Source organism: Rudanella lutea DSM 19387 (genome assembly GCF_000383955.1).
Classification (GTDB): domain Bacteria; phylum Bacteroidota; class Bacteroidia; order Cytophagales; family Spirosomataceae; genus Rudanella; species Rudanella lutea.
On record NZ_KB913013.1, the window covers coordinates 1,550,763 to 1,574,209 of the forward strand.

Here is a 23,447-nt window from a genome sequence, read left to right on the forward strand (position 1 = left end):
GAAGATGCCTCAGGCTTTCTGGCTATACCACACCGAGTTACATAACCCATATACACGGCCCCCGTGGGTCGGTCATCATCCGCTGCGCCTGCTTTGCGGCCCGCTATATCCACACCAATACCTGACTGTTGGTGGGTGCGCGGAACGACCGGCCTACCGGGGCCGTGTTTGAAATCGTTTATTAATTTGGGGTTCTGGTTTATTGTAGGTCATGTTCCAGAATCCACCCCGAATGCCTATGTTCGACCACCCAACCCTTTGTTCTCCATGCGAATCGTCGCTAGTGTTTTGGGCCTTGTGCTTTTTCTGGTGGGTGTCTATGCTGCCATCAGCTACAGCGGGCTGAGTCCGCGGGTCTGGCAAAAGAAACGCCTGCTCGACCGCTACCTCACTGCGCGGGGGTATCGAACCCACTACATACTGCTATCGGGCTACCGACCGCCCTGGCTCAACCGGCTCATGCCCTTGTCGGCCCGCAAAAGTGTGCATCAGCAGGGGCAGGCCATCGACCTACTCGTGTTCGACATCAACGGTAACCACCGCTTCGACCCGGCCGACTTGCGGATTCTCTCCGACGCACTCGATCACCTCGACAGCCAACACCCGCGCTACCGGGGCGGTGTGGGCTTGTACCGTCAATCGTTTCCGCGCATGTTGCACTTCGACGTATCGGGTCGGCATCGGCACTGGGATTATTGAAGGGGGTAATATTCAAAACAAAAAGCCGCTTGCAAGAAATTGCAAGCGGCTTTTTGTTTTGGGCTCCCGAAGCTGGGCTCGAACCAGCGACCCTCTGATTAACAGTCATACTTTCCAGTTTATCTCATTTTATCTGATTTTTCTTTATTTAATATAAGTATCTGATTTTTAGATAATTAAATCAAAGGAAACATTGTATTTGTTTTGACTTTATGTATCTTTACCATCAAATCATGTGCAAATTATGTGCAAATATTATGAAAATTTCCAAGCCAATCGTTACAGCATTTCTTGATACACGTAGAAGCAAGAAGGATGGTCTGTATCCCTTAAAATTGCGGGTTACTCATAAGGGCGAACGCCTGTACATACCGCTTAACGCTGACTATAGCAAAGAGTCTTGGGAAGCTGCATTAAAACCAAAGGGAGGAGGGTCAAAGATTCAAGACATAAGAAATCTTAAGTCTAAGATTGAAGCGGATGCCAATGAAATCATTGACAACATGAAGTACTTTTCATTCAATGAATTTGAATCCCGATTTGTTCGCCACAATTCATCTACTTTTACCAACCAAGTGATTTCAGATGATGTTTACACAGCAATCAAGAGTTACGCGGATGAAAAGTTGAACAATGGCCAAGCATCTACTGGACTTAGTTATGAAAGTTTACTTTCTTCCTTAAAGCGATTTAGAAAGAATAAGCCTATTGCATTCGGTGAAATCTCAGTACCCTTCCTGAACGATTATCAGAAATTTATGGAAACGAAAGGTCGTTCTGATGGCGGAGGGCAAAACACCAGTGGTATAGGTATCTATATGAGGAATCTACGAGCTATCGTGAAAAGGGCAATAAAAGTCGGCATCCTACAAGAAGATGAATACCCATTTGGTAAAGGGAAATATGAAATACCGGGTGGTACGAACTTCAAACGACCTTTAACTATTGAGAATATTAAAGCTATTTGGAGCTATGAATTACCGCAAGGCAGCACTTCGGCAAGGAATAGAGATTTGTTTATCTTTTCCTATTTATGTAATGGAATGAATCTTAAAGATATTTTCCAACTAAGATGGACTAACATTCAAGATGACGTTATGTACTTCATCAGAGCGAAGACATCAAGAACCAAAAACCAGCCCCAACCGATTCGGGTGATACTCATCCCTGAAGCCTTAGAAATCATCGAACGGTGGAGCAATCAAGATAAGTCAAAGGATGCTTACGTTTTTGACTTTCTAAAGCCAGAAATGACACCTATTCAAATACGATATGCAATCGGTGGTTACACTAAAAGGATTAATAAGGATATACAGAAGGTTGCTAAGGCCCTCGGTATTACCAACCATGTAACAACTTATTATGCAAGACATTCATTCGTTTCGAGACTAATTCAAACAGGGGTTCGACTGACGGAAATTAAAGACCTGATAGGCCACTCTGATATAAGAATGACAGAACAATATGCAGCAACGTTAGACGAGAGTAACCAGAGAGTTTATGTTCAAAATCTCCTTTAAATTGTTGTTCAACAATAAAATGATATCCGAAATTTGGTAGGTTTGCTAAGGCTTCATCACAAGGCTCTTGTTAGACGGATTTAGTTCTGAAATACCTGTTCAAGCTCAGAAAGTACATTATTTTAGCCTGATTCGTGCCTGTTAGGTATACTGTCAGACCCATTTACTCTAATTCTCTCACATAATCAAGAACAATGCAATAAAGTAATTACAATTACATTAAATTATAATGATTTATGTTTAAGACAGCAGCCTATTAGTTGCTCATTATTTAACTCAGAATCTAAGGTTAAAAGTAACAATACTAATGTTTCCAATTATCATATATCATTTTTCTATGATTGAAGGCCTCTTTCCCGCCTTCCATTATACTAACTATTCGAGATTGGATAAACAAATCGTCAATACTACCAGAACTCAGCCTTATTTCTGACTTAGATTCATCAACTTGAAAGTTACAAGCAAAAATTTGCTCACAGTCCCCTAATACAGGTATATTTGGGTTGTGTGTTGCGAAGATAAACTGAGTTTTACTTTTTAACTTTTTTAGCTCGGCTATTACATCCTCATATATGGTTTGGTTATCTAAGTCATCTTCTGGCTGATCAATAAGAATCAAATCATTCTCCTTCAACGACAAAATAAATAAAATAACAGCGGATGCACGTTGCCCAAGAGAATGATCTTTAAGAGGCCTATCTTTATAATAAATGTTATATTTATCAGCTACTCGAAATGTTAGGAATTCGCTTGCACGCTCTCTAAATTTCCCTATAAACTTTGGCAAAAAGTCGCTATTTGAAAGAATAGATTTAATCTTAGAATTATCAATTCGTAAGTCGTTATAGACTTCAACAAGATCTTGGTACTCTGAAACAATCATACTTATGTTTTTATCTGATATATTTGTCCCTCTTAATGCGTCTTTTAAATAATCTTTAAAACGGTCTTTGTTTCCTTTAAAATCAACTGCCAGACGTACAGAAGTTTGACTTAGATTAATTTTATCAATCTCCTTCTTTACAATCTCATATTCTTTGTACCAAAGCTTTTTCAGATCAGCTAATGCCTCTTTAAGTTTCGACCTTAATTCGACTTTTTTCGTATTAAGCCTACTAACTTCCTCTAAATCAATATTAATTTTATTTAATTCATTCGACAAAGTAATATAAGTATCAGGATTTAAGGTTGGAATATCAATAGTTCGCTTTATTTCAGAAAATTCCTGCTTCAAACTATCAAAATGAGCGATGAATTGTAGCTCAATTTGTTTAATTTTTTCCCTTTCGGAATCAAGCTTATTTAATAATTCGCCAATTTGTTCAAATGTTGAATGAAAATTTCCGAATGACTTAAACACTTCATCAAATATTTCATTATTTTCTTTAGACTTATAACTAATATAATCATCAAGGTTAAATGAATTGTCGGTCCATAACTCACGCAATTTACTAATAATCATTTCTTCAAAGGTTGACAATGCTGCTAACTTACTTTTATCCTTGTCAAACTCTACCTGTCTATTGAGTTTTTTGTCAACGCTATGTTGTTTATACGCCTTTTCTTTGATCTCGAGTTCAGCTTTTTTGGCTTTTAAATCTTGCTCCTTGCTAATTGTAGCATCAACCTTTTTGATTTCTCTTAACAAATCTTCTACTTCAAAGCATTTAATTTCAAGTTGCTGTTTAATATCTATCGTTTTGTTTCCAATAAGCCTTCTTATAAGATCATCTGTTGAGGCCTCACTTCCAAGTTCAGATAGATCCTTTTGTCCAAAATATAAAGGATTTGAAACAATTGAATCAACCTTCAAACTTTGTTGTAGCATTCCATCTAAATATATATTCGCAGATTCCCCAAAAATGCGCTCAACAGTAAATACTTGACCTTGACTATCAATAATATCGGCACTCATTTTTCCACCACTTCCTAAAAGTTCTTGAACAATATTATTTTTATAATCATAGTCTTTCGTACTATGAGAGAGGGGAATATCTAACAAATACCTTATAGATTCAAGGATTGATGACTTACCACTCCCTCTAATTCCTATTAAATTATTCATAGAAGAACTCAAGTAAACACTTTTATCTCCTAATCTTTTACTTACATAAGTGATTGATTTTATGTAAGGTCTCGAATGTAAAACTGGGTAAGCTAATAGTCTATTTTTATAATCTTTTAAAGCATATTTAACAGCGTCAAAATTATAGTCACCAATTTTAAGATACGTTTTTTGAGTAACACCATCTATTTCATTTCCTTTACCAATCCCCTCAATTCCTTTATGAGCACAATCAGTTCCTTCTACAAACGCAGGAACGTTATTATCTAAAATACTATTCAACTTACCAATGTTTCTATGAGTTCTAACTTTTTGTAATGCAATAACATTCTTCTTAAAAGAATCTAAATTTAAAAATTCACTTAGTCCCCTGCCCTCCAATTCTAAAAACAGTCCACTTGAATCATCAACATGAGCAAGCACTATAAAATAGTCTTTTTTATATCGGTCTAATGCAAGGCATAATTCTTTCAGGTTATATATAGAGTTTACATCGTAGGGAGGTTTGTCAAAATTTGCCACGCCAGAAAACGCCCCATTGATAAACTGTTGAATATAGTTATGGTTATTATCCATATTTATAATCCACTCTTCTTTAAAAACAATTAACGCATGAAGCCCTTTTCTGCCATCGTTAATTGAAAGCTCAACTCCCGGCAATAAGTATATTTCCTTTTTAATTGCATTCTTTTTGAGTTCCCTGAACTCTATTTCATCAAATTTATTATGATTGGTAATTACTCCAATCCGAATTTCTTCTTCTTCTAACTTATCTAAATAGTTTTTCACAAAGTAATTAGGGTCACCATCATATTTAAACTCTTCGTCTGCTTTTGTGTGAAGATGAAAGTCAGCCCGCAAGTAGTTAGAACCGTTTTCAAAAATTTTTAATTTATTAGCCATGCTCTTGGTGATCTTTAATGTTTTTTCGTTTTACTGCACATTGTTCGCACCATTCAAGTGGGGGTATTAACTTTAAGGAGCTTGTTTCGTTCACGGCAGCTCAATAGTAGCCAATATTCTCCAGTTAAATTATGGTTTGGAGTCAGGATAGATGCACACTTCAAATGTTAATTAGACGCCTAATTAATGTATTAAAATCTAATATACCAAGCTTTCATACTTAAATAATATAATATACATGTTTCATAGACTATCGAAACATCTATCAAATGAACTTTGTTACGACCCTTTACAGGTATTAGCAAGAGTTCTGTAACAATCACTCAATTTAAGATCTTGAAGTAAACAAAGCTTTCTGAATTTCAGATTAGATTTACATACCATAAGCTGAAGTAGAGGTACATTTACGCTGCAAACCGCTTTACTATACATTTATTTTGTATATAACATTCGAATTCTCGTGGTTAAACATAGCTTTAGTATGTGTTACACTTTTTAGACGTTTGGTAAAAAAACGGTCCAGTGATAAAAAATAGGTCTGACCAAACCTTCTCCTTAACAATTGCCTTAGCTACTGTAATTATACAAGCTGGCTGGATTCAACTGGGTCAACATCTCTTCGTACTTACTTCTTTCCTTTACAATAATCTTGTAGGGCTTCATAGCGACATGAAAATCAGTATTCTTTGAGTAAAAGTTCTTTAAAAAAACTTTTATCGCTTTGAGATCATAATTGAAATATCTACAGAGTAACAGATTCTTCATAAAATTCAATCCGTTCCTACCCGTCTCCACAACGGAACTATAATTATAAATTGGTACAATATTGTAGTTGTTAAACACATCCATATCCAACACTGAAGACATGTAGTCATCGATTGGACTAATGTTAGAATAAAGTACGTCAACCAGATAATTGCTTCCAAAAGCTCGCTTCACCTCGCTTTTATTTTTTAACTTTAATTCATAACGGGTTTTTCCTTTGAATGCCATAAGAACCTTTTCCCCATTGCTAAGGCTTTCAAGAAATTTCCTCTGATAAGTTACCATTTCATATTCTTTACAATATATAGTTAAAGATTTGTTGGCAAATCCTCGCTGTACTTCCTTACTTTTATTCTTTCTAATTGTTACAATAGTTAAGTTATTGTTTCCGTAAGGAATAATAATTGCATTTGCTTTTCGCAATGCTGCATCCAATTTTAACCCGAAGTAATCATCCATTCGTTGATTAACATCTCTCGTCACATCACAAGTAACGACTATAATATCATTATAATCGATAGTTTCACTAATTCTAACGATACCCGTATTATTGATGGCACTAATAACTTGATCGAAATTCTTATAACAAATCAATTCTGGGTATCTATCACCTAAGCATTTTGCCGAAACAGTGATCCGAACAATATAGGAGTTGTAGTTAATTATTACATCCAGTTTGTAACGCCTATTCATATCTCCTTTTGAATAATATTTTCGTTTTACTAATAAACCTGATGGTAAACTTTCCGTACTGAAACAATCTTTATTGTACGATTCTAATTCGCATAGAGGGATTGTGAAAGTTATTTCGTCAAATGTTTGATACTGTTGATTTATATTGTTAATCATAATTAACCCTTTTTAAAACTGTTTTTTTAACCTTGATATAAAATTGTAGATGGTTTGTAGTGATGTCAGTCATTATATTCATTATTCCTAAATGCTCTGATTGATTGATCTAATTCGTCTTCATTATAAAGGACTCGTCTACCGATTCTATGTGCGACTAAACGCCCGCTCTTCGTCCAAGCATGAAGAGTAGGTAATGTAATATGAAGCTTCTCCGCGGCTTGATCACGGGTAAGGAACCCGTTGGTTTTGTTTATCGGTATCGGCAATGATTTGGATATAGCTTGCTTTACAGCGGCTTCAATTGCGCCCTTAATTATGCTTATGAGTTCGTCGGTTGATATTGAAATCAAATTGGTTTGTTGTATCATTTCTTTAATGATTAATTACAGTGCAAACCTATCGACCTTCAGCAACCAGAGGAAGAGAATATATAATATATTATAAAAAATAAAGAGTTATATTTCTGATATTCAGAATGTTAACCAATACCTTCTTTCCCAAATTGTTATAAGATTATTATCCTTTTCTGACATCCAGCCTGAAGCGTTTTGGTCGATTACTACCCCTAAATTTTGATAAACTCGCCTTTATTGTGTTTGTTGATGGCATTCCTTCGAACGACTGATTTATAAAATAGGCAATATCATCAAGAGTGTCTGGTAAAAGTGTGGTTGTTCCCTCACGGTTGTTCATGATCGTAAGTTGAGCAAACAAATCATACAATGCATCATTACCACCAGTCCACCTTAATTTCACCTTACCTCGTTGCTCATCCTTATTATCACCCGCCTTGTTGCTCTGACTTTCCTTCTGCATAGTGGTAGCGTTTAATTGATCTGTTAGAAATGCTTCGTACTGTAGAATTGACTCTCCTATGAAGTAATGCCTTAATATTGTTACGGGTAACTTAAATGCTCCTAAAAATCCATATCGTCCCCGGTACAACATCTTAAATATTTTATCATAATCTCGGCTTCTATTCAGCAGTTTTGATTCGTACCCCTCTTTAAACAGTTCATAAGCATAATCAGGTGCAGGTGTTTGATCGTTACTATCGACTTCATGCACATAAGACAATAATTCTTTTCTACCGATCTTTCCATTTTCATAATTAAGCTTTACAATGTTGACCATCTGCAACTCAGCGTTAATTGCAAGTTTCGGTATAGGCGAGGTTTTAACGCTTGAATCATATTTGTTCATCAACTGAGCGTACAATAACGGTTGGTTCTCTTGATTCATTAACTGTTCCGTCATTGAAACCAAAATTTCTAACTCGTCCGGGTTTTTAGGCTCGATTGTAGTAAACTGAACGTTTTGCAGGTCCTTGACATACTCTTGTAATGTCTTGTTTAAAGCAGTTGCTTCTTCTATCTGCTCTGTGGTTAGACTCCTTCTCTGTAGACGCCATGAGGCTATTGACTGGATCAAACTACCACGTTCATTAGTAAGATTACTTTTATAAATGGTAAGATTGTCGACACCATGTTTGATAAACACACTAATTTTCTCAGAATAACTACCGGCTTGATTGTAGTCGCTACGTAGCTCTTCATACTGAGAATCGATTAGGGACATGTAAGTTTAGACGTATCCGTTTGTGTGCAAATAGGGAGTGATGGCTCAAATATGTGCAAATTATGTGCAAAAAGAAAAGCCACCTGTTTCTGCAGATGGCTTAACTTATTGATTATCAGGGCTCCCGAAGCTGGGCTCGAACCAGCGACCCTCTGATTAACAGTCAGATGCTCTAACCGACTGAGCTATTCGGGACTGTTACAACCGGTGCGTCTCCGTCGTATTGTGGTGCAAAAGTAGAGCGAAAATTGACATTGCGCAAGAGCCCGACTGAAAAAAATTGCCCGCAACAGGCTAATTTCTGCTTTTACCCGCTTCCTGTCAGCAACAACTAAATGACAATCAACGAGTATGGATGAGCCGGTGCGGGCAAAAAAAATTATCGATTTCCGTACGGATCGGGGCGGTGGCTGGGTACATTGGCCAGTATAAGCTCTTTCACCCGGCGGGCATCGCCTTTCGAGAAGTTCCGAATAACGATTTCCGGACGCGCTCGTGGAATAACCCGGATGGTCGAGAAGAACAGGCCGTTGTCGATCTCAACGCCCGAAATATCGGAATAGAACACAAAGTTGTCGGTACCGCCGATGAGTCGTTTCACCCGGAAGGTGACGCCCTTGTCGGAAAACTCAACCACATCGCGGTTGATCGGATCTTTGAAACTGCTGGAATAGAAACGTTCGCTCATTTTTTTTCGGTTTGCAGTTTAAGGTTTACAGTTTTCAGTTGGCTTACGCATTCACACCGGTTAGCGCACTGAAAACTGTAAACCTTAAACTGTAAACTCATTTTTTAGGTACGTAAATTACTTTTTTGGTCTCGAAAAATTCACCCTCAAAATAGTCAGAGAGGTTGAACATGCGGTACTTATCGGGAATTTCGGCCAGTTCTTCGGCCAAATCGCCCCCTTTGAGGTAAAGAACGCCGTTGGGCAGGTCGTTGTTACCCACCTTCCGAATTTTATAGCGCACCCAGCCCATAAAGGGTTTCAGGCGGGTTACGGCCCGGCTCACCACAAAATCGTAGGTGGTGCTCAGGTGCTCAACCCGGGCCTGTTCGGCCTTGACGTTCTGAAGGCCCAGGGCCGAAGCAACCTCCTGCACCACCTTGATTTTCTTGCCGATACTATCGACTAAGTGAAAATCAACCAGCGGAAACAGAATGGCCAGCGGAATACCCGGAAAACCGCCCCCCGTACCCACGTCCAGAATCTCGGAGCCGGGCTTGAACTGAATCACCTTAGCAATACCGAGTGAGTGCAGCACGTGTTTTTCGTAGAGGGCCTCAATGTCCTGCCGCGACACCACGTTGATCTGCGCGTTCCAATGCTTGTACAGCCCATCCAGAGCCGCAAACTGCTCACGCTGCTGCTCGGTAAGCTTCGGAAAATGTTTATAAATCAGGTCTACAGACATCTTAGTTTGAATGAGTAATGAGTAATGAATAATGTATAATGGGCTGACGCTGTCAACAGGTCCGGTAAGTCCTTATTCATTATACATTATTCATTACTCTACTACCACACTTGCTTTTTCTTCTTGGTGAACACCACACGCAGGCCCATCAGGGCGTAGTAAATGGCCAGCAACAAATCCATTACCGGAATAAGCAACCAGTGCACGGTATGCCCCAGCCGGTAGCTCGACCGGCCCACCACTACCCAGTAAGCCAGCAAGCGGAGGGCAAACAGGCCCGTGGCCGCCAGCAGCAAGGTGTCCATCAGTCGGCCCTGTTGCTCGCTGACCACCAGCCATAGCGCAAACAAGCCTGCTCCCAACCCCAGCAACCACGACAAGATGTGGCTACTCGAAATAAGCCCCAACCGGATTTTATCACCAATTTTGTAATAACGCCCCACGTTGAGGTGTCGGCGTTTCTGCCGACGCCATTCGGCCCAGGTCTGTTTCGGCTCCGACCACACAAAGGTATCCGGATCGAGCGAAACGGCCGTATTTTGTCCGGTAGCCACTTCGTTGACGAACAGATCGTCGTCGCCCCCGAGTACATTCATGTGCGAGTAAAAGCCGCGATTGGCGAAAAACAGATTGCGCCGGTACAGCAAATTTCGGCCTACGCCCATGTACGGGCGCCCCCAGAGCGCCAACGACAGGTACTGCACGGCCGTCGACAGGGTTTCGGACCGGATCAGAAAATTGAGTATACCCGAATACCGGATATAGGGCGAGAAACCCAGCACCAGGTCCCGGCGACCCCCTTCGGCTTCGGCCACCATCTGCCGCAACCAGTTGTCTGAAGCAGGTCGGCAGTCGGCATCGGTGAGCAACACAATCGGGTGTTGCGCCTTTTTGAGGGCAATGGTGAGCGCGTATTTTTTGGGCGTCACGTGGTCGTATTCCTGCGTGACCCGGATGGTGCGCACCTGTGGGTGTTGGGCGGCCAATTCCTCCAGAAACCCGTCGGAGCCATCGGTCGAACGGTCGTCCATGACCAGAATTTCAAACTGCGGGTAAACTTGTTGGAGCAACAGCGGCAGGAGTGCACGCAGGTTTTCGAGTTCGTTGCGGGCACACACAACGAGCGTTACGGGAGGGAGTTGCGCGTCGGAAACGCCGGGTGGGGTATGTCGGGCGAAAGCTAATCGTCCGAAAACAAACAAAATAAACACGAGCTGAACCCCTACAACGAGCAGCCAGCCGATCAGCACTAAAGAAACCACAAACAGCGTATAACGTGATGAATACCAGAAATGAGTACGATGAACGCGCAAAGATAGATGAAACCCTAAACCATTTACCTACGTTAGGCGGGTTATGACCTTTGATATTACCAGTACCGATCCGGCATCGGCCGCCCGCACGGGTACGCTGACCACGGATCATGGGCCTATTGAAACGCCCATTTTTATGCCTGTCGGTACGGCAGGCACCGTAAAGGCTGTTCATCAGCGTGAGCTCGAAACGGACATTAACGCCGAAATTATTCTGGGCAACACGTACCATCTTTATTTGCGGCCCGGCCTCGACGTGCTCGAAGGGGCCGGAGGGCTACACGGTTTCAACGGCTGGAAGCGCCCCATCTTGACCGATTCGGGTGGTTATCAGGTGTATTCGCTCTCCAACACCCGTAAGATTAAGGAAGAAGGCGTCACGTTCCGATCACACATCGACGGTTCCAAACATCAGTTTACGCCCGAGGTTGTGATGGATATTCAGCGGACCATCGGGGCCGACATTATCATGGCCTTCGACGAGTGTACGCCCTACCCCTGCGACTACGACTACGCCCGCCGGTCGATGCACATGACTCACCGTTGGCTCGACCGGTGCATTGCCCGCTTCGATGCCACGCCCGACAAGTACGGCTACCGGCAATACCTCTTCCCGATTGTGCAGGGCAGCACCTACAAAGATCTGCGCCGGGAGTCGGCCGAGGTGATTGCGAGCAAAGAACGTACCGGCAACGCCATTGGCGGATTGGCCGTGGGTGAGCCCGCCGAGGAAATGTACGAGACCATTGCGATTGTAAACGAGATTTTACCCCGGCACAAACCCCGCTACCTGATGGGGGTTGGCACACCCGCCAATATCTTGGAAAGCATTGCTCTTGGGGTCGACATGTTCGACTGCGTCATGCCCACCCGCAACGCCCGGCACGGGATTCTGTTCACGACGGAAGGAGTCATCAATATCAAAAACGAAAAGTGGAGCCGCGACTTCAGCCCCATCGATTCGGGCCTCGACCACTACGCCAGCAACTTCTATTCAAAGGCGTATTTGCGCCATTTGATACGTTCGGAGGAAATTTTAGGTGCCCAAATCGCCAGTTTGCATAATTTGGCCTTCTATTTGTGGTTAGTCCGTCAGGCCAGACTCCATATTCGGGCAGGAGACTATGTTTCCTGGAAAAACGAGATGGTGGTTCGGCTCATGCAGCGATTGTAGGAACGTGCCGGGTAGTTGTTGAGCAACCTACCCTCAACGCACCTGATCGCGTAAATCCGACGACGAAGCCTCAAAACTATGCGCTTTTCCTCTCTTTCCCTTACAGCTTCGCTGACCCTGCTTTCGGGTAGCTTACTCGGTCAGGGTACGCAAACGGATGCCCCGCCCCGGCTCAACACCTGGTCGATTTCGGTGCACGGCGGCCCCACCCAATTTTTTGGTGACCTCCGCGAGTACGACTTTTACCCGGTGGGCGTCACCAACCGCGACAGCTTCAACGAACGCGAATCGTTTTTTGGTGGCCTGACGGTCAACAAGCAGTTGTCGCACCTGTTTGGACTGCAACTGGGCGGTAGCTACGGCACGCTGCGCGGCATGAAACGACGTATCTACTTTTCGTACTTCCGGGCCGACTACGCCAATACCGAACTGACCGGCACCGTCAACCTGAAAAGCTTGCTGCTTGGTCCGAACAAAATGAAACACTGGAAAATTGACGCGTACACGGGTATCGGTGTCACGTTTTTCCGGTCGACGGCCTACGAATTGGGTACCAACCGGGTTCGGCGGTACACCAAAGACAACCCCGGCGATGGTATTGTGCGCCCGGCCCGGTTTGAGCGCGACTGGTCGATTCCGATGGGCGTGGCGTTTCACTACGAGGTGTCGCCCCGGTTTGATATTGGCCTCGATTTTCGCATCAATCACGTCAACACTGAGCGGCTCGATGCCACCATCGGCGGCAGCAATTCGAGCGTTTTCGACCCAACAGGTAGCCGGGGCAGTTTCGACGGAACCGACGTAAAGCTGGGCCAATCGGCCAAAGACAAGTACGGGTACGGGGCCCTCATGCTCACCTACAAGCTGGGAACGGGTGCCGCCCGTGTTCGGAAGAATAACGGCAAATACAACTACGACACGAAGGCGGGCACCTACCACCTCCGCTGGACCGACCCGGCTCTGCTCGTAAAGCCCCCCACGGTGCTGTCGCTGGCCCAGATCGATTCGGTAGCCAAGGCCAACCGGCCTAAGGAAATTGACCCCCGGTTGATGATGGACACCGATAACGACGGCGTATCGGATTTCTTCGATAAACAACCCAATACCCCGGCGGGCAGCGTGGTGTCGGGCTCAGGCGAGTCCATTGATTTTGAGAAGTATATTACCTCGGCACTGCCCGAAATGGCTTGCGCGGAAATTTTCGCCAATATCCAGTTCGACACCGATCAGGCAGCCATCAAGCCGCAGTACCGCACCATTCTGGACCGGGTGGTGGAGCTGATGAACCGCACTCAGTGCCGGTTGCAACTATCGGGTCATGCCGACCGCCGGGCTTCTGACCGGTACAATATGGCCCTTTCGCGTCGGCGGGTCGATGCCGTTCGGCAGTACCTTGTTCGGGCCGGCCTCGACGATCCGAGCCGGATTCTGATTGACTACTTCGGCGCGTTCAAACCCATCGGCGACGATTCAAAGGCCGGGCAGGCCCGCAACCGCCGGGTTGAGCTGAAGCTGGTACCTTAGCGTATTAAATAGCTATTAATTGTCACTGGTGACCACTCATCAGGCGCGTTAGCCCTGCCATGAGTGGTCACAAATGGTTATAATTGGTCCGACTTGTCTCACACACATGTTGGAAACCCCTGATTTTGAACTCGCTACTTCCCCACTGGCGTCACGGCCGGTTTGGGCTACGCTCTGGCAAGCGCGCCGTCGGCTCCTTGGCTCGACCCTGGCAGGCTTACTGCTGGGTCTGATTCTGGCGTTTGTTCTGCCCGAGCGATACACGGCCACCGTGCGGCTACTCCCCGAACTACATGCTGCCGAAGCGATAAACTGGCAACCGTTTCGGGAATTGGCCGAGTCGTTCAACATTGACTTGGACGCGCACACGCCCGTCGAAGCCATCCGGCCCGACCTGTACCCCGACATTCTGGAGTCGGTTCCGTTTGCATTATCGGTGCTGCATCAGCGCGCTGGGCTCCGTTCGGGCGATTCACTCACGTTATACCAGCTACTAAACCAGTCGGGCCACGTTTGGCCGGGCCAAGCGTGGCCCGACCTCTTTTCGAGTAGGGCGAGTATGGCCAAACTACCATTGCCCGCCCAAACCCCGTTGCGGCTCTCGACCGAACAGCGGGAACTGGTGCAGGACACCCAGAAAGCCATTACGGCCGAACTGGATGTAAAATCAGGCATTATGACGATTTCGGCCCAAATGCCCGACCCCGAGGTAGCCGCCCAAGTAGTGCAGTTTGCGGCCAATTACCTGCAAACCTATGTGCGGCAGTACCGGAGTCAGAAAGCCCGCGACGACGAAGCGTTTCTGGCGAACCAGTTGGCCAACGCCCAGAAACAAATGATTCAGCTCGATAAACAGCGGTTAAACCAGCAGGATCAGACCCGCTTTTTTTCGTTGCCCTCGGCTGCGTTGCCTAACCGACGGCTCGACGAACAATACCGCCTAGCTGAATTACTTTACCACGACCTCGCCCGCGAGTACGCCAAAGCCCGGATTCGGGTGCAGACAGTAACGCCCGTGTTTAAAATCCTCGAACCAGCGCAGGTGCCCGACCGCCGTAGCTGGCCCGCCCGAAAATGGATCGTATTGACCGGGGCCATGTCGGGTTTGGTGCTGGCTATCGTAGTTTTGCTGGCCCGGTACGCGTTTCGGTTCTGACTATGCACCTTTCCCCTCCACCCCATATTGGCATTATTGGCTTAGGTTACGTGGGTCTGCCTCTGGCAGCCGCGTTTGGCAGACAGTACCCGGTTGTGGGTTTCGACAGCAACCCGGCCCGTATTGCCGAGCTCCGGTCGGGACACGACCGAACCCACAGCTTCACCCCAGACCAGTTGGCCGAGGCTACACACCTGACCCTGACTGCCGACCCGGTTCAGTTGCAGCCTTGCTCGGTGTACATCATGACGGTGCCATCGCCCATCGACGCCCACCGCCAACCCGACCTGACACCAATTCTGACGGCTACCCGAACCGTGGGGCAATTGCTTAAACCGGGCGATGTGGTCGTGTATGAATCAACGGTTTTCCCGGGATGTACCGAAGAGGAATGCGTTCCGATTCTGGAACAGCTTTCGGGATTACGCTTCAACGTCGACTTTTTCTGCGGCTACTCCCCCGAACGTATCAACCCCGGCGATCAACAGCACACGCTTCAGAACATCCGCAAGATTACGTCGGGATCTACGCCCGCTACCGCCCGGTTCGTCGATCAACTGTATGCGTCCATTATTCCGGCGGGCACCTATTTGGCCCCCTCTATCCGGGTTGCCGAGGCCGCCAAAGTGATTGAAAATTGTCAGCGCGACATCAACATTGCGTTTATCAACGAGTTGGCTCTCATTTTCGACCGGATGGGCCTCGACACGCAAGCCGTGCTCGAAGCGGCCCGCACTAAATGGAATTTTCTGCCGTTCCGACCGGGGCTCGTGGGTGGGCACTGTATTGGCGTAGACCCGTACTACCTCACCTACAAGGCCGAATCGCTGGGTTACCACCCGCAGGTGATACTGGCCGGCCGGCGCATCAACGACAATATGGGCGCGTTTGTGGCGGGCAAAGTAGTCAAACTTCTCACCCGCAACGGCTACGCTATCAACGGGGCAAGAGCCCTGATTCTGGGCATAACGTTTAAGGAAAATTGCGCTGATATTCGCAATTCACGGGTACTCGATGTCATTCAGGAATTGAATGAGTTTGGCGTTCTGACCGATATATACGACCCCCTTGCCGACCCGGATGAAGTACAGGCTATGTACGGACTGTCGTTGCTGCCGTCGCTCGACGGGCAGGGCAGTTACGATGCCGTGGTGCTCACCGTCGCGCACGACGTTTTCACGGAGTCTGCCTTTCAGGATCGGGTGCGGGCCTTAGGCAAAATTGTGTACGATGTGAAAGGATGCCTCCGCGACGGCCTGGCCGATGGGCGGCTTTGATTTGGGGTTTTGGTTTATCGTTTTTAGTTCCTGGTCTGACCACTAGTGCGCTCCTCACCTGACCTCATGGATAGAAAATGTCCAGCAGTGAGTCCGTAATTCACGTTGGCTAAACCCAAATCTATCTGGCTACTCAATACACTGTAAACCCAAAACCATAAACTAGTATGCTATCAGGATTTCGTTTTCTGGTTACAGGTGGGGCGGGATTTATCGGCTCGCACTTAGTTGATACCTTGCTGGCTCAAGGGGCCGAATTGGTACGGGTGCTCGACGATCTGAGCAACGGCAGCCGGGCCAATCTGAGTGCACACGTAAACAATTCCCGTTTCGAACTGATAGAGGGCAGTATTACCGATCCGACCGTATGCGAGTGGGCCTGTGCCCACATCACCCACATAGCGCATCAGGCCGCGCTGGGGTCGGTGCCCCGGTCGCTGAGGGAGCCGGAACGGTTTATGGAGGTCAATGTGGGAGGATTTACCAACCTGCTCGAAGCGGCCCGGAAAGCAGGGGTGCGTCGGGTGGTGTACGCTTCGTCGAGTTCGGTGTATGGCGACAATGAGACACTACCCAAGCAGGAGGAACGCACGGGCCGGGCGCTATCGCCGTATGCGCTCAGTAAGCAGATCAACGAGCACCAAGCCGACCTTTGGGGGCGTGTGTACGGCCTGGAAACCGTAGGGCTGCGGTATTTCAACGTATTTGGGCTCCGCCAACGACCCGATGGGCCCTATGCCGCCGTAATTCCTCGTTTGCTCCGGGCGGCCCGGCAAACCGAAGCGCCCGTTTTTTTTGGCGATGGGCAACAAAGCCGCGACTTTACGCATGTGGACAATGTGGTACAGGCTAACCTACTCGCTTTGACCACCGCCAATCCCGAGGCCCCTGGGCAGGTGTTCAACGTGGCCACAGGTAGGCAAATTTCACTCAACGATGCCTGGGCAGTTATCCGAAAGCAGGTCGGTCATTCCCTCGACCCGACGTACGCAGCCGCCCGGCCCGGCGATATTCGGCACAGTCTGGCCGATATCACCAAAGCCCGGACGCTGCTCGGTTACGAACCAACAGTTGATTTTGAAAGCGGCATTCGTCGGTTCTTTTTAAGCTAAATTGTTAATCCGCAGGGCCGCTCATCAAAACCGCCCTGTAATGTACGAGTAACTATTTGGGGCCCATTCGGATGGCCCCATCGAGCCGGATTACCTCGCCGTTGAGCATGGGATTTTCCACGATGCTTTTCGCCAGCAATGCGTACTCAGCCGGTCGACCCAACCGCGACGGGAAAGGTACTTGCTGACCCAGTGAAATCCGGGCCTCTTCGGGCAACCCCATCAGCAGGGGGGTTTCAAACAGGCCCGGTGCAATGGTCATCACCCGAATGCCCGACCGCGACAAATCACGGGCAATGGGCAAGGTCATTCCCACAATGCCTCCTTTCGACGCGGAGTAGGCTGCCTGCCCCATTTGGCCGTCGTAGGCCGCTACCGAGGCCGTATTGATAATTACGCCCCGCTCACCTTCATCGTTCGGCTCGTTGCGTTCCATCGCAAAAGCCGCCAGTCGGATCACATTGAACGTACCAATCAAATTCACGTTGATTACATTCCGAAACACATCAAGCGAGTGGGGTGCGTACACACCATCGACCTTACCGAGTGTTTTGCGGGCCTCGGCAATGCCCGCGCAGTTGACCGCCATGTGGAGTGCTCCGAAGGTATTCAGAGCCAGATCAACAGCGGCCTGTACATCCGCTTCATCGGCCACGTTGGTACGGATAAAACGCGCCCGCTCCCCGAGTTCCGTTGCCAGAGCCTCGCCCCGTTCGGTGTTCAGATCCAGAATAACGACATTGGCGCCCTGTTGGTGAAACAGACGCAAGGTGGCCTCGCCGAGACCCGAAGCGCCCCCTGTAACGAGGGCCGTTTTGTTGGTGAAGTTCATAGAAGAAGTGAAAGTAATTGCTTAGTTAATCGGCACAAACAGCACCGCATCGGCCACCACCGGGGCGGCATTACCCACCGTCGTGATGGTCAGCGCGGGCGGGCCATTGAGCGTATGCTCGCCCAGGCTAATCCAGTCATTATTTTGCACCTGCTGATCCACCGTGAGTCGTTTCTCGGTTTTGCCATCCGAAAGCAGCACCATCACGCGGTTAGCTTTGTCCGACTGCCGCCCTACCTGATCGGGGTTACCACCCCCACCCTGCAATAGTGGATTGTACAGGTACACTTTGTAACGGCCCGACCGCGCATTTGTAGCCCGAAATGTAACCCGCGCCGATGCGTCACGCTGACTCACCAGCATCGATGTGCCGTATTTGCCGCCTTTGGTGGTACGCTCCCAGGTGCCCGAGCGGGTTACGCGGTCGGCATCGTCGTTGTCGATCAACACCTCGGCCGCCTGTCCGCTGAGCAGGGGATCGGTAGCAAGCCGGGCCTGTAGTTTTTTGATGTCGATGTCCTGCACGGGGCGTTGCTCGTCAATGGCCTGGCAGGCCGCCACTGCCGCCGACTGGGCCAATACCATAAACACGGGCTCCATTCGAATTGAGCCGTAGGCAATGTGACTGGCCGACAGGCATACCGGCACCAGCAGATTCTGTACCTCTGTGCGTTTGGGCACCAACGAGCGGTAGCTAACCGGGTACGGCGGAAAGCCCCCCACCTGTACGTCGCCTTCATTCTTGACCATCATCCGGCCGTCTTTTTCAACCACAACACGCTGGCAATTATGCGAATCCATGGTGTAAGCGGCCATCCCGACGCCATCGGTCACAGTGGTTTTACCCTCGCAGTTGGCCTGCGTCATCACGTACTCGCCTACCATCCGGCGGGCCTCCCGCACATACAGCTGATGCGAAAAATGTCCGTTGTCGGTGTATTCGTCCTTGGGGTAGCCCCATTGCAGCATCTCGTCCCGCAGGTGTTTGGGCATCCGGGGGTCGTGCCCGATAAAGTAAAAGAACCCCTTGGTGTATTGCTCATGCTCGCGGATAATAGCCTCCCGACGCGCATAGCTGGCAGTTGGGTATTCAAAATTGGCCCCGATCATATCCGTCGACATGCCCCCGCAGTTGTTGATGTCCGTTTTGCGGTTGGGCATCGGCACAAAGTGCATCAGGTTCCAGGTGAGTACATCGGGCACCTTTGAGCTGGCCTTTATTTGCCGGAGCAGCAGCTCGTAACGGGTCGAATCGTAGCCCTCGGGGCGGGTAATGGGCACCCGGTTGGTGGGGTCGTCGGTCAGGCACATGCGGTAGTTGTACGCCTGTACGGCCGCATCGCCCGTACCATTGGGGGCTAGTTTGGCGGTACTCACTCCGTAAATCAGGCCACTTTCGGGCTTACCCGGAATCACGTAGGGGTCTACGCCATCGGGAAACTGATGCTTGTCGAGATACTGCACCCCGTTCCAGGTTTCGCCGTATTGGCGGTTGGGTTCGCGCCCAACCGTAAACGAGACACCTGCCTGTGCCATCAGGTCGCCCTCGTAGGTGCAATCCAGAAACTGCCGGGCCGAGATGGTTCGAGTCTGACCCTTAGCCGACGTGGAGGGTTCAACGGTGATCGACACCAACCGATTACCCTGCTTCTGGGCCCCTATAATGCGGTACGCCATCAGCGGCTCAATCCGGGCCTCGCGCAGGTACTGTTTGAACAGATTTTCGGCCACGTGCGGCTCAAACGTCCATTGCTCAAACTTACCGTAGTGCTGACCAATGCGCCGATAGAAGTCGCGCGAGAGCCCTGTAATAGCGAATTTATTGCCAATATCGGTAGCGCCGAGACCGCCGGCCGTAAGCCCGCCGAGATGCTTGCCGGGCTCGATCAGAATAACCGATTTACCGGCGCGTTTGGCGGCTACGGCCGCCATCACCCCTGCCGAGTTGCCACCGTACACGCAGATGTCGTAGGTTTGGGCAAGGCCGGGAAGGGAAAAAAGAACAAAAAGGAGAAGGGGCAGGATGCGTTTCATTCGAGTAAAAAAGTTGGGTGACAGCCCAACAGCGACTTACAAAATCTCCATCAACTCGCGCCAGTGCCGGATGTCGTGCGTGGGCACCACATCGACCACTTCGCCTTTGGGGTTGTAGAAAACCGTATCTAAACCAACCGTTTGGGCACCGCGAATGTCGGCTTCGTAATTATCGCCAATCATGAGGCTTTCGGCCACATCGGCACGGGCTACACGCAGGGCATACTCAAATATGCGCGAGTCGGGCTTTTTATACCCACCGGCCTTCTCATTTGTGACTACATGGGTGAAATAATGGGCAATTTCTGAGCTCGCCAGCTTCACAGCCTGAATTTCATCAAACCCATTGGTGATAATGTGCATTTCGTACCGGTCGGTCAGGTAATCGAGCAGGTCACGGGCAGCCTCGGTCAAATGCGCCTTGCGGGGCAACAGACTCAGATAGCCCATATTCAGTTCGGCACAGCACGACGTATCTGTCACACCCAGCTCCTGAAAAACAAGCGGAAACCGGTGTTCACGAATGTACGAGTGGGTCAGTTCGTTCAAATCAAACGAGCGCCAAAGCTGCCGGTTGATCCGGATAAAGGCATCGCTGAACTGATCGACGGATTCGATCCCCAGTTCGTGCAGACGATGCCGCTCGTACAACTCCGCAATCGACTCAGCCGAGTTGCGATCAAAGTCCCACAGCGTGTGGTCGAGATCAAAAAAGAGATGTTTGTACATAACGGAGGGAGGGAGTAGGTAGGAGCAACTTCTCACTCCTACCTACTTTTTACTAAAATTTCAGCTCAAGCCGCTCTACCACTTCGTTGCCGACGAGGTGTTTTTCTACCAACTCGGGTACGTCGGCGATTTGAACATTACCGTAGTAGGTTCCTTCAGGATACACCACCAGCGCGGGGCCAAAGGCACAGGCGTCGAGGCAACCGGCGCGTTGTGCCCGGATTTCTTTTTGCAGACCCCGGGCCGTCAGTTCCTGTTTAAAGGCTTCGACCAATGCGAGACCGTGTTCGGTTCCGCAGCTTTTCTTGGGGGCGTCTTTCTGGTTTGTGCAGATGAAAACGTGTTTTTTGAACTTCATGAAGTTGTTTCTTGCGATGCTTCCGCGAAGGTAGCGGACAGCGGCAAGATAAAGAAGAACGTTGTGCCTTCTCCTACTTCTGAGTAAATCTCCAGACGGCCCTTCATGGCGTCGGTACGGGCTTGTATGTTGGGCAGCCCCATGCCATTCATCTGCGCCTGACTGTGTTGCTGGGTAACCGGCAATACCGTTTCCATACCCCGGCCATTATCTTTCACAATCATGTTGAGCTGCTCCCCGTACTTTCGGAACTGAATACAGGCCTCGGTGGCCCCCGAGTGCTTCAGGATGTTGTTGCACAGTTCAAGGCAGATCGAGTACAAATGAAACTCGGTAGCCTTGTTCAACCGGGGAAGTTGCTCGGTATCAATCGAAAACCGAATCAGTTGATTCTGGTTGAGCTTATCGCCCAGGCGACTGAGGGCATGGCCCAGCCCTTGCTTTTCCAGCTCTTCGGGTTGCAGATTGTGCGACAGGTGCCGCACCTCAGCATAAGCCTCTTTGGTCATGTGCTGCAGGTTTTTGTAGACCTGCTGCTCCCGCTCCGAAAGATGCCCCGGATTCAGCGCCGACAAGCTCAAGCGAATGGCCGAAATCAGCCCCCCGAGGTTATCGTGCAGATCGGCGGCTACGCGCTTGCGTTCGAGCGTCTGCCCACGGAGCAAAGCCTCCTCAATTTCCCGGTTTTTGGCCCGGAGCTGCTCGTTGGCCCGTTCGAGCTCGATCGTCCGGCGCCGAACTTTATCTTCCAGACCCACATTGAGCTGTTCAATCTGCTGTCGTTGCTGCCGAATCAGGCGGTTGCGCCGGTAAAGCACACCCACAAACGCCAGCAGCATTACCAGACCGCCCAGCAAAACAGCCCGCAGCAGGTTTTGCCGTTCGATGTTGCGGTTGAGCGTGGCAATACGAGCCTGCTGCTCAAACCGGCTCCGGGCGGCTTCGGCCCGCAGGGTTTTGGTTTCAAACTGCCGCTGCAGCACCATCATTTCCTCCACCTGCTTCTGGTTGGCCAGCGAGTCGCGGAGAGCCACATTGATCTCGTTCATGGCCAGTGCGCGCTCGTACTGCCCACTCGCCCGATAGGCCTGATACAAGGCCGACGAAGCAATTTGCTGGATCCGGGCGTTGCCGCGTTTGCGGGCCAGTACCAGTGCCTGCTCGCCCAGCTGAATGGCCTCCGGCAACCGATTGGTGTAGAAATAGCCTTCGGCGAGCCGCGCCCAGACCGACGCCTTACCACCCTCGTCGTTCAGCTGATTCCAGATCTTCAGGGCTTCCTGATACACCTTTACCGCTTCAGGATATTGCTTGCGGCTGATCAGGAAATCACCCAGGCGCTCGTCGGCATAGGCAATATTGGTTTGGCTATTGGTCTCAAACGCAATCTGACGGGAGGTTTCGTACTGTTTCCGGGCCTGATCGTATCGCCCAAGCGCTTCGTACACTTCGCCAATCTGCGTGGTCAACTGTGAATAGATAAGGCGCTGATTGCGTTTAGAAAGCAGCCTGTATTTGGGCATCAGCCGAAACGCCTGCTGATAATTGTACAGCGCGTTGTCGTACTCTTTCATGAGCAGATAAATGTCGCCCATGTTCATGTGGATGTGCCAGATGGGGTACACGTCGGGCCGTTGCTTCTCGCACAGCGCCGATGCTTTCTGATCGAGTGAAAGGGCCGTCAGAAAGTCGTTACGAACCATGCGGAGGTAATACTCCTCCTGAATAAGCCCATACACCTGATACAAATTATTGCTGTATTGACGAGCCTGCGCCGACAGCCGCAGCGCGTACACATAGCTGCTGTCGCGCTCGGCCGTACGCAGTTGTTTGAACACCCGGGTTATAAACCGAATAGACTCCAGGTGGAGGGTGTCATTTTGGGGAGATCGGGGCGCTTGTTGTGCCTGCCGGAGCCGCTGGTGACCCACTTTCAGCAGACTATCTACATAGGCTTTATCGCCCCGGCGGTCGTAGTTGAATTCGGGAAATAGCTGCGATTGGGCCCACCCGCTGCCAGTTGCAACGAGCATAGCAATAAGTAACCCAAGAGCCCAACGCATAACCATAACAGACAGAAACTGCACATTATCACCAGTACTGCCTCAAATATAGGGAATTCCATCGGCTCAACATCAGCA

General features: G+C 48.6%; 19 protein-coding genes and 1 tRNA gene. 7 read left to right on the plus strand and 13 right to left on the minus strand.

What is annotated here, in order from left to right:
- Window positions 1-267 precede the first annotated feature (267 nt).
- Window positions 268-699, plus strand: a complete 432-nt coding sequence (locus RUDLU_RS0106460) for a M15 family metallopeptidase domain-containing protein (protein ID WP_027302825.1) — start codon at window positions 268-270, stop codon at window positions 697-699.
- A 257-nt stretch (window positions 700-956) separates the two neighbouring features.
- Complete coding sequence (locus RUDLU_RS0106465; RefSeq protein ID WP_169578028.1) at window positions 957-2,219, plus strand: site-specific integrase; 1,263 nt, start codon at window positions 957-959, stop codon at window positions 2,217-2,219.
- 304 nt (window positions 2,220-2,523) lie between these two features.
- Here the strand turns inward: RUDLU_RS0106465 and RUDLU_RS0106470 are convergent, their stop codons facing one another.
- From RUDLU_RS0106470 to RUDLU_RS0106510, 8 genes are all read right to left on the minus strand, one after another.
- Entirely contained in the window at window positions 2,524-5,187 is a 2,664-nt protein-coding gene (locus tag RUDLU_RS0106470) for a TrlF family AAA-like ATPase (protein ID WP_019987542.1), read from the minus strand.
- 567 nt (window positions 5,188-5,754) lie between these two features.
- Entirely contained in the window at window positions 5,755-6,801 is a 1,047-nt protein-coding gene (locus RUDLU_RS0106475; protein WP_157580106.1) for a hypothetical protein, read from the minus strand.
- 65 nt (window positions 6,802-6,866) lie between these two features.
- A complete protein-coding gene (locus tag RUDLU_RS30580) occupies window positions 6,867-7,172 on the minus strand; it encodes a helix-turn-helix domain-containing protein (protein ID WP_019987544.1) in 306 nt (101 codons plus the stop codon).
- A gap of 148 nt (window positions 7,173-7,320) precedes the next feature.
- Window positions 7,321-8,382, minus strand: a complete 1,062-nt coding sequence (locus RUDLU_RS0106485; RefSeq protein WP_019987545.1) for a hypothetical protein — start codon at window positions 8,380-8,382, stop codon at window positions 7,321-7,323.
- Window positions 8,383-8,503: 121 nt separating this feature from the next.
- A tRNA-Asn gene (locus RUDLU_RS0106490) sits at window positions 8,504-8,577 on the minus strand.
- 184 nt (window positions 8,578-8,761) lie between these two features.
- On the minus strand, window positions 8,762-9,070 hold the full coding sequence (locus RUDLU_RS0106495; protein ID WP_019987546.1) for a hypothetical protein: 309 nt from the start codon (window positions 9,068-9,070) through the stop codon (window positions 8,762-8,764).
- Between the two features lie 97 nt (window positions 9,071-9,167).
- Window positions 9,168-9,797 carry a 16S rRNA (guanine(527)-N(7))-methyltransferase RsmG gene (gene rsmG, locus RUDLU_RS0106505; protein WP_019987548.1) on the minus strand — a complete coding sequence of 210 codons (630 nt, stop codon included), beginning with the start codon at window positions 9,795-9,797 and terminating at the stop codon, window positions 9,168-9,170.
- A gap of 101 nt (window positions 9,798-9,898) precedes the next feature.
- Complete coding sequence (locus RUDLU_RS0106510; RefSeq protein ID WP_019987549.1) at window positions 9,899-11,047, minus strand: glycosyltransferase; 1,149 nt, start codon at window positions 11,045-11,047, stop codon at window positions 9,899-9,901.
- A 106-nt stretch (window positions 11,048-11,153) separates the two neighbouring features.
- Here RUDLU_RS0106510 and tgt point away from each other — a divergent pair, with 106 nt between their 5' ends.
- From tgt to RUDLU_RS0106535, 5 genes are all read left to right on the plus strand, one after another.
- The gene (gene tgt, locus RUDLU_RS0106515; RefSeq protein WP_019987550.1) at window positions 11,154-12,284 is read left to right on the plus strand and encodes a tRNA guanosine(34) transglycosylase Tgt; all 1,131 of its coding nucleotides are present in this window, start codon (window positions 11,154-11,156) and stop codon (window positions 12,282-12,284) included.
- 78 nt (window positions 12,285-12,362) lie between these two features.
- Window positions 12,363-13,808 carry an OmpA family protein gene (locus RUDLU_RS0106520; RefSeq protein ID WP_019987551.1) on the plus strand — a complete coding sequence of 482 codons (1,446 nt, stop codon included), beginning with the start codon at window positions 12,363-12,365 and terminating at the stop codon, window positions 13,806-13,808.
- A 106-nt stretch (window positions 13,809-13,914) separates the two neighbouring features.
- Window positions 13,915-14,964 (plus strand): Wzz/FepE/Etk N-terminal domain-containing protein, encoded by a 1,050-nt coding sequence (locus RUDLU_RS0106525; RefSeq protein WP_019987552.1) that lies wholly within the window; start codon window positions 13,915-13,917, stop codon window positions 14,962-14,964.
- A 2-nt stretch (window positions 14,965-14,966) separates the two neighbouring features.
- Window positions 14,967-16,241, plus strand: coding sequence for a nucleotide sugar dehydrogenase (locus RUDLU_RS0106530; protein ID WP_044129368.1), 1,275 nt, complete (start codon window positions 14,967-14,969; stop codon window positions 16,239-16,241).
- Window positions 16,242-16,408: 167 nt separating this feature from the next.
- The gene (locus tag RUDLU_RS0106535; protein ID WP_019987554.1) at window positions 16,409-17,353 is read left to right on the plus strand and encodes an SDR family oxidoreductase; all 945 of its coding nucleotides are present in this window, start codon (window positions 16,409-16,411) and stop codon (window positions 17,351-17,353) included.
- A 52-nt stretch (window positions 17,354-17,405) separates the two neighbouring features.
- Here the strand turns inward: RUDLU_RS0106535 and RUDLU_RS0106540 are convergent, their stop codons facing one another.
- Genes RUDLU_RS0106540 through RUDLU_RS0106560 form a run of 5 tightly spaced genes read right to left on the minus strand, consistent with a single transcriptional unit; the run spans window position 17,406 to window position 23,339 of the window.
- On the minus strand, window positions 17,406-18,185 hold the full coding sequence (locus tag RUDLU_RS0106540; RefSeq protein WP_019987555.1) for a 3-hydroxyacyl-CoA dehydrogenase: 780 nt from the start codon (window positions 18,183-18,185) through the stop codon (window positions 17,406-17,408).
- 21 nt (window positions 18,186-18,206) lie between these two features.
- The gene (locus tag RUDLU_RS0106545; RefSeq protein WP_019987556.1) at window positions 18,207-20,219 is read right to left on the minus strand and encodes an FAD-dependent oxidoreductase; all 2,013 of its coding nucleotides are present in this window, start codon (window positions 20,217-20,219) and stop codon (window positions 18,207-18,209) included.
- A 36-nt stretch (window positions 20,220-20,255) separates the two neighbouring features.
- Window positions 20,256-20,948: a YjjG family noncanonical pyrimidine nucleotidase gene (locus RUDLU_RS0106550; RefSeq protein WP_019987557.1), complete on the minus strand. Its 693-nt coding sequence runs from the start codon at window positions 20,946-20,948 to the stop codon at window positions 20,256-20,258.
- A 52-nt stretch (window positions 20,949-21,000) separates the two neighbouring features.
- Entirely contained in the window at window positions 21,001-21,306 is a 306-nt protein-coding gene (locus RUDLU_RS0106555; protein ID WP_019987558.1) for a (2Fe-2S) ferredoxin domain-containing protein, read from the minus strand.
- A complete protein-coding gene (locus tag RUDLU_RS0106560) occupies window positions 21,303-23,339 on the minus strand; it encodes an ATP-binding protein (RefSeq protein WP_245581634.1) in 2,037 nt (678 codons plus the stop codon). Before RUDLU_RS0106560 ends, RUDLU_RS0106555 begins: the two co-directional genes overlap by 4 nt.
- Window positions 23,340-23,447: the final 108 nt, after the last annotated feature.

What these genes read in the sequence shown, in the direction of transcription:
- RUDLU_RS0106550 (WP_019987557.1), bottom strand. Translation starts at nt 20,948, where the DNA reads ATGTACAAACATCTCTTTTTTGATCTCGACCACACGCTGTGGGACTTT.
- rsmG (WP_019987548.1), bottom strand. Translation starts at nt 9,797, where the DNA reads ATGTCTGTAGACCTGATTTATAAACATTTTCCGAAGCTTACCGAGCAG.
- RUDLU_RS0106475 (WP_157580106.1), bottom strand. Translation starts at nt 6,801, where the DNA reads ATGATTAACAATATAAATCAACAGTATCAAACATTTGACGAAATAACT.
- RUDLU_RS0106535 (WP_019987554.1), top strand. Translation starts at nt 16,409, where the DNA reads ATGCTATCAGGATTTCGTTTTCTGGTTACAGGTGGGGCGGGATTTATC.
- RUDLU_RS0106545 (WP_019987556.1), bottom strand. Translation starts at nt 20,219, where the DNA reads ATGAAACGCATCCTGCCCCTTCTCCTTTTTGTTCTTTTTTCCCTTCCC.
- RUDLU_RS0106530 (WP_044129368.1), top strand. Translation starts at nt 14,967, where the DNA reads ATGCACCTTTCCCCTCCACCCCATATTGGCATTATTGGCTTAGGTTAC.
- tgt (WP_019987550.1), top strand. Translation starts at nt 11,154, where the DNA reads ATGACCTTTGATATTACCAGTACCGATCCGGCATCGGCCGCCCGCACG.
- RUDLU_RS0106520 (WP_019987551.1), top strand. Translation starts at nt 12,363, where the DNA reads ATGCGCTTTTCCTCTCTTTCCCTTACAGCTTCGCTGACCCTGCTTTCG.
- RUDLU_RS0106470 (WP_019987542.1), bottom strand. Translation starts at nt 5,187, where the DNA reads ATGGCTAATAAATTAAAAATTTTTGAAAACGGTTCTAACTACTTGCGG.
- RUDLU_RS0106495 (WP_019987546.1), bottom strand. Translation starts at nt 9,070, where the DNA reads ATGAGCGAACGTTTCTATTCCAGCAGTTTCAAAGATCCGATCAACCGC.
- RUDLU_RS0106560 (WP_245581634.1), bottom strand. Translation starts at nt 23,339, where the DNA reads ATGCTCGTTGCAACTGGCAGCGGGTGGGCCCAATCGCAGCTATTTCCC.
- RUDLU_RS0106465 (WP_169578028.1), top strand. Translation starts at nt 957, where the DNA reads ATGAAAATTTCCAAGCCAATCGTTACAGCATTTCTTGATACACGTAGA.
- RUDLU_RS0106525 (WP_019987552.1), top strand. Translation starts at nt 13,915, where the DNA reads ATGTTGGAAACCCCTGATTTTGAACTCGCTACTTCCCCACTGGCGTCA.
- RUDLU_RS0106555 (WP_019987558.1), bottom strand. Translation starts at nt 21,306, where the DNA reads ATGAAGTTCAAAAAACACGTTTTCATCTGCACAAACCAGAAAGACGCC.
- RUDLU_RS0106540 (WP_019987555.1), bottom strand. Translation starts at nt 18,185, where the DNA reads ATGAACTTCACCAACAAAACGGCCCTCGTTACAGGGGGCGCTTCGGGT.
- RUDLU_RS30580 (WP_019987544.1), bottom strand. Translation starts at nt 7,172, where the DNA reads ATGATACAACAAACCAATTTGATTTCAATATCAACCGACGAACTCATA.
- RUDLU_RS0106460 (WP_027302825.1), top strand. Translation starts at nt 268, where the DNA reads ATGCGAATCGTCGCTAGTGTTTTGGGCCTTGTGCTTTTTCTGGTGGGT.
- RUDLU_RS0106485 (WP_019987545.1), bottom strand. Translation starts at nt 8,382, where the DNA reads ATGTCCCTAATCGATTCTCAGTATGAAGAGCTACGTAGCGACTACAAT.